The following is a 1,032-nucleotide window of genomic DNA, read 5'->3' as shown; positions in this document are numbered from 1 at the left end:
TGCTTTGTGGTCAAGTCCTCGGCCTATTAGTACCGGTCAGCTCCACACGTTACCGTGCTTCCACCTCCGGCCTATCAACCCAGTCGTCTACTGGGAGCCTTACCCACTCTCGTGGTGGGAGACCTCATCTCAAGGCGAGCTTCCCGCTTAGATGCTTTCAGCGGTTATCCCTTCCGAACGTAGCCAACCAGCCGTGCACCTGGCGGTACAACTGGCACACCAGAGGTTCGTCCGTCCCGGTCCTCTCGTACTAGGGACAGCTCCTTTCAAGTCTCCTGCGCGCGCAGCGGATAGGGACCGAACTGTCTCGCGACGTTCTAAACCCAGCTCGCGTACCGCTTTAATGGGCGAACAGCCCAACCCTTGGGACCTACTCCAGCCCCAGGATGCGACGAGCCGACATCGAGGTGCCAAACCATCCCGTCGATATGGACTCTTGGGGAAGATCAGCCTGTTATCCCCGGGGTACCTTTTAGCCGTTGAGCGACACCGCTTCCACATGCCGATGCCGGATCACTAGTCCCAGCTTTCGCTCCTGCTCGACCCGTCAGTCTCACAGTCAAGCTCCCTTGTGCACTTACACTCGACACCTGATTGCCAACCAGGCTGAGGGAACCTTTGGGCGCCTCCGTTACATTTTAGGAGGCAACCGCCCCAGTTAAACTACCCACCAGACACTGTCCCCGATCCGGATCACGGACCAGGGTTAGACGTTCAAAACGACCAGAGTGGTATTTCACCAATGACTCCACCACCACTAGCGTGGCAGCTTCCTAGTCTCCCACCTATCCTACACAAGACGTTCCAAACGCCAATGTCAAGCTGTAGTGAAGGTCCCGGGGTCTTTCCGTCCTGCTGCGCGTAACGAGCATCTTTACTCGTAGTGCAATTTCGCCGGGTCTGCGGTTGAGACAGCGGGGAAGTCGTTACGCCATTCGTGCAGGTCGGAACTTACCCGACAAGGAATTTCGCTACCTTAGGATGGTTATAGTTACCACCGCCGTTTACCGGCGCTTAAGTTCTCACCTTCGC

1 rRNA gene is annotated in these 1,032 nt (G+C 56.8%); it reads right to left on the bottom strand.

Annotated elements, in window-relative coordinates:
- Positions 1 to 6: 6 nt before the first annotated feature.
- A 23S ribosomal RNA gene (locus tag ACIBG8_RS54670) occupies positions 7 to 1,032 on the bottom strand; the annotation flags it as partial.

The sequence above is a fragment of the Nonomuraea sp. NPDC050556 genome, assembly GCF_044457355.1.
Taxonomy (GTDB): Bacteria; Actinomycetota; Actinomycetes; order Streptosporangiales; family Streptosporangiaceae; genus Nonomuraea.
This window is presented reverse-complemented; position numbering and strand designations above follow the sequence as displayed.